Raw genomic sequence first — 5,551 nt, 5'->3', positions numbered from 1 at the left:
GAGGATTAACCCTCTTCTTTAATATATCACTTTTTCCTGATTTTTAAATTCTTATTTAGATCAGGTTTGTTTAGTGTACGCTAATTTTCGATAACTTTTCGCTTGACTAATCGTAGGAAAAGACTGGGAAGAAAGGCGTTCTTCCCAGTCTTTTTCATGTTATTTACGAATGCGATTTGCATACCAGTAGTATGACCCAATGAGTAAAATCAATCCCAACAGAACACAAGTGATCATTGAGTATTCTTCAATGATCATTACGACTTGTTGCCAATTTTGCCCCAAATAAGCGCCAAGGCTGAGCAGAACGGTATTCCAAATCAAGCTTCCTAAAGCAGTAAAGATGACAAAGCGCAACAGGTCAACCTTCGCCATCCCAGCTGGAAGGGAGATTAGGCTACGGACGATCGGAATAAACCGGGCAAAAAAAGTTGTCCAAATGCCATAACGTTGGAACCAATCATTAGCCTTGGTAACATCATCTTTTTTAAACCCCATTTTTTGAAAAAAAGGACGTTCCATCATTTGACTAATTTTCTCTTCTTTTAATAAGCTACCAATCCAATATAAAGTGAGGGCGCCAATTAATGCTCCCAGAGTTGAGGCAAGGGCTAAATAAAATAACTGTAGTTCGGATTTAGTAGTTATAAAACCACTGAAAGCCAAAATTACCTCCGAAGGGATTGGCGGGAAAATATTTTCAATGGCGATTAGCAAACTGACTGCAAGATATCCAAACCGATTAATCAGCACAGTGATAAGTGTAGTCATATTAGATTTGTTAATTCCTCCTAGGTTTTATTTAGTTTTACTATATCAGAAGTTGAAGCGGAAAACATTGAGTAGTTGCAGATCTTAATTTATTTTAATGATTGAGTTGAAAAATTGCTATTACCAAGATCGGAACCGAATCAACCTTCGTTCCCCGAACTTATCTTTTTAATTTAGCAGATAAAATCCATTAAAACTGTTATAATTACAGTAGGCTTTAGCTCCTGAAATATGATTTGGGGGATGAAGCTAATAAAAGTAGTACCATATCAAGCCGCCTTTGTTAGTATGAATTGAAGAAATATTTACCTTTGCATCTGAAGATGTGCGTGCGCTAATAATATTTAGCTAAAGTCGTAAATTTGATTTTAAAGCGATTCCGGGAAATCAGCAAAAATCCCCATTTGAACAGGTAAATGTGGCTTTTAAACAAGGCTTCGAGAATTGAAAACTAGCTAGTGGTTTAATTAATTTTAAAATTCTAGCTTAAATATTGTAATTAAGTTTCAAAATAGTTATAAATAGATAAACGATAAATTTAAGTTAGGAGGAAAGATCATGGGCAAGCGATGGTTAGTGGTTGCTTTGTTAGGAGGCTTGGTTTTTGCTGGTTGGCAAAGTAAGGTGGAAGAAACAAATAATTCTAATTCGGTCCAGGCTTCAAGTAAGATAAATCAAGGTAAAGTAAAAACCGTTGATAATGGTTTGTATAAGCGGGCTATTGCAAAATTTAAAGCTACTCATCCGCAAGCGATCATTACTAGTTTTAGCTGGGAAGTCGCAGGATCAAAATTTAAAGCTGAAGTTGAAGGGCAAGATAAAAAGAGCGAGTATCAAGCAGTCTTTGATCAAAATGGAAAACTGATTCACGATACTAGTGAAGCTAACGATGACTATAATTGGCGAAATGATGAGATTAAGCCTAAGAAACTCATTTCATTGGCCACCGCAGTCAAAAAAGCCCAATCAAAAGTTTCAGGTTCGCTGGTGTCAGCTAGTTTAGAAAAAGATGATGGTAGAGATAAATGGAAAATCAAAATTAAAGACCATCAGCAAGAAGTTGAAGTTATCCTCGATGCAAGAAGTGGTAAAATCATTAGTAAAGAAATTGACGATTAGTTGAGCAGTAACTAAGCAGATTGAAACATTAAGAGGACTGCAAAAATGAAAGCATTACTGATTATTGACTACACTAATGATTTTGTGGCGGATCAAGGAAAGCTTACTTGTGGAAAGCCAGCGCAAGCTTTAGAAGATTTTATTGTCCAGACGGCAACGGAGTTTGAACAAGCGGGTGACTACGTAATTCTCCCAACGGATACGCATTTTAAAAACGATCGCTTCCATCCCGAGCATAAGTTATTTCCCCCACATAATATTGCCGGGACTTGGGGACATGCTTTATATGGAAAACTAGCTTCGTGGTATCAGCAACATCAAAATGAAGAAACGGTATGGCAATTTGCTAAAAATCGATATTCTGCGTTTGCTAATACGAATTTAGATAATTTTTTACGGGAACGAAAAATTGATGATTTAACGCTAGTTGGGGTTTGTACTGATATTTGCGTTTTGCATACAGCAATTGCTGCTTATAACCTCAACTATCACCTAACCATTCTGAAAGATGGAGTTGCCACTTTTACTAACCATGGCCAGGCATGGGCACTCAATCATTTTCAAACGGCCTTAGGAGCTACAGTTAAATGATTAAAGTAAAAGATAAATTAAAACCCGATTGATTCGCGAATCAATCGGGTTTTGTGTATCAAAATTATACTACAGGTCAGCTGCAAGCTGGATTTACCATCGTACCTAATCATTTAGTTTGCTTTACATTTAAGTTTTTGTGGAAGTAGTTGACCACAATAGGCGAAAATTAAGTTAATTTTCATATATAGAGTGATAGCAAATTTAGATAAGAATATATTTTGATAGTTAGAAATATTAGCATTTTTAAATTTTCAATTGCTAGTTAGAGTTGGTTGAGTGCTTAGCTATAAGTGAATTAAATATAGTTCTTGCCCAGTCAGTTAGTAATCGATTAATGGTGTTTTTATAATAAATTCTTAAATATTGGCAGAAAAATTAAAAAGAACTGTTAGACAAAATGTAGCGATTAGCAAATAATGAGCAGAGCTAAATCGCTAAGAATGGGCACCAAGTATATATAATTTTTAATTTTCCCTAAAATTTAATATTAAAGAAATAGTTAGATAAAAATAAGTATTGTTTTTTCTTTTTTTTGAAGTATTATTAAGTTAATGATAAGTGATTGATATTTAGTAATTTGACTTATAAATAGATTGGAGAATCAGAAAATGCTTGGGAAAAATAATCAAAAATTATATGATCAGCAACATGCTGATCAACACCAACATTGGGCTCTGCGGAAGCTGTCCCTTGGAGTAGCTTCAGTGCTGGTTTCAGTTTCAATCTATGCAGGAGCTTCGACAATTTCTGCTAATGCGGATACGCAAACGTCCGGAGCAACAGGAACTACTGCATTAACTAATGGTTCCAGTGCTAGTTCGCTGGGTTCAGCAAGTAGTGTTGCGCAAAGTGCATCAAGTGCGACTACTAATAAGAGTGCTGCTAATAATGCTAGTGCAACGCAACAGAATCGTTCTGCTAGAGCTACCTCAAGTAGTACGCAAGGCACAACAACAGACTATACTCCCAAGGTAACGACGTCATTGCCATCAGACTATCCAAGTCAATTTAACAATGACACATACAGTGAATATTTTGTCTTTAAGGAAGTTAAAGATGAATTAAATGATGTGAGCTATTATGGAGCGGTAAAGCAAGACGGTAGTGAAAGTGGTACCGTTTATATCTTTGCTCAGTCAGCGGATGGGACGATTTCTGGTCCAATTAAATTAGCGAGTGGCGAAAGTAAGAGCCAAAATGGGATTACCTCCAATAATTATGGTAATACCTATACGGTTTATGAAAATAATAATAGAAACAATAATAACTTGTACTATGGCTATTCCTCCGATGGTGAAAAAGACTCTGCTAATCGAAGTCAAGGTTATAACGTTATTACTGGGGTTTTGCCAACCAACGGTCAGTTTGCGCTAACGATCAATTATTATGATAAAGCTGGTAAGTTAGTAAAGACTAAATTAGATCCACAAACCGTTTTAGCTGGTAAATACATTGAGGTTTCAGCACCAGAGGTCGTAAACGGTTATGTTTTAACTAAAACTAAAGGTAATCAAAGCGGTGAGGTTTCCGAATATACTGCCGATAAGGTTGGTCAGACGTGGACGCGTCACTTTACCTATACAGGTCTTGATGCTGACTACACCTTGAATAGCGGCGGCTCCTTCACGGTTAAGGTCTATAAAAACAGTCAACTTGTAAAAACGATGACTGTTCCAGTAGATGGGACTGGCCAATACCAAGAAATCAATGGGGGATACAGGGATACCTATGCCTTCCCTAACCCGTATATTGCTGGAGCAACTTCGTTAACCTACAATTACACCCAAGTTGGTAGCATCGTTCCCGTTGATAAAGATGGAAACAAGATTGGTGATGAGGTTCCATATACCAACGATTCAGAAGATCCAAGAAAAGTTGAATCTAACGAACCAGTCCCAAAGATTCCGGGTTACACGCCAGAAACGCCAACAGTTACGCCAAGTGATCCCCGCACGGACACGCAAGTCGTCTACAACAAGCAGGATGGTTCTTTGACGGTTAAGTACGTTGATCAAGACAGTAACAATGCGGTTCTAGAAACTAAGGACTTATCCGGCAAATACGGCGATAAGATCACCTATACGACGACTGACACGATCAAGTCATTGGAAGCTAAGGGCTACGTCTTAGTATCAGATGACTTTACTGGCAAAGTTGGCTCAGAATTTGACGATGCCAACAACGGCAAGATCTACCTTGTTGTCTTGAAGCACGGTACAACGACCGTAACGCCAGAAGATCCAAAGGATCCAAATACGCCAATTAATCCTAACGATCCAGACAGTCCAAAGTACACTGAAGACCAAACTAAGGTCAATGTTCCTTCAACCCAGACTATTACCTACACGGGTGCTGGCGACAAGACGCCGGCTAAGGATGTCCAAACGGGTGAGTTTGATCGGACCGTCACGATTGATAAGGTAACTGGGGAAACGATCTCATCCACTCCTTGGACTTACACAGTTAATGGTAAGACAACCACTGGTGAAAGTTTGACTTACGGAACGAAGGATACCCCAGTCGTTGACGGTTACCACGCCGACAAGAAGGTAGCGGGTGGTTTGACGGCAACTGTGGATAATCCAAACGTTGAGGACACAGTAACTTACACCGAAAACGGCAAGATTATTCCGGTTGACCCTGACGGCAACAAGATTCCGAATGTGCCAAATCCAACTTACCCAACTGATCCAACCGACCCAACCAAGGTAACGCCTGACGAACCAGTCCCAAAGATTCCGGGTTACACGCCAGAAACGCCAACAGTTACGCCAAGTGATCCCGGCAAGGACACGCAAGTCGTCTACAACAAGCAGGATGGTTCTTTGACGGTTAAGTACGTTGATCAAGACAGTAACAATGCGGTTCTAGAAACTAAGGACTTATCCGGCAAATACGGCGATAAGATCACCTATACGACGACTGACACGATCAAGTCATTGGAAGCTAAGGGCTACGTCTTAGTATCAGATGGCTTTACTGGCAAAGTTGGCTCAGAATTTGACGATGCCAACAACGGCAAGATCTACCTTGTTGTCTTGAAGCACGGTACAACGACCGTAACGCC

The 5,551-nt window shown here is 39.0% G+C and carries 4 protein-coding genes; 3 read left to right on the top strand and 1 reads right to left on the bottom strand.

Features of this window, described 5'->3' with window-relative positions:
• Positions 1-159: 159 nt before the first annotated feature.
• Positions 160-771, bottom strand: a complete 612-nt coding sequence (locus tag H5993_RS08765; protein WP_204777073.1) for a DedA family protein — start codon at positions 769-771, stop codon at positions 160-162.
• A 597-nt stretch (positions 772-1,368) separates the two neighbouring features.
• Between H5993_RS08765 and H5993_RS08760 the strand changes: the two genes are divergently transcribed.
• The 3 genes from H5993_RS08760 to H5993_RS08750 all read left to right on the top strand — a co-directional run.
• Positions 1,369-1,890 (top strand): PepSY domain-containing protein, encoded by a 522-nt coding sequence (locus tag H5993_RS08760; RefSeq protein ID WP_204777072.1) that lies wholly within the window; start codon positions 1,369-1,371, stop codon positions 1,888-1,890.
• 45 nt (positions 1,891-1,935) lie between these two features.
• A complete protein-coding gene (locus H5993_RS08755; protein WP_204777071.1) occupies positions 1,936-2,481 on the top strand; it encodes a cysteine hydrolase family protein in 546 nt (181 codons plus the stop codon).
• 611 nt (positions 2,482-3,092) lie between these two features.
• On the top strand, positions 3,093-5,551 hold a 2,459-nt coding region (locus H5993_RS08750), incomplete at its 3' end, for a mucin-binding protein (RefSeq protein ID WP_204777070.1).

The sequence above is a fragment of the Limosilactobacillus alvi genome, from assembly GCF_016900115.1.
Taxonomy (GTDB): domain Bacteria; phylum Bacillota; class Bacilli; order Lactobacillales; family Lactobacillaceae; genus Limosilactobacillus; species Limosilactobacillus alvi.
Note: the sequence above shows the minus strand (reverse complement) of the source record. Positions and strands in the feature narration are given on the sequence as shown.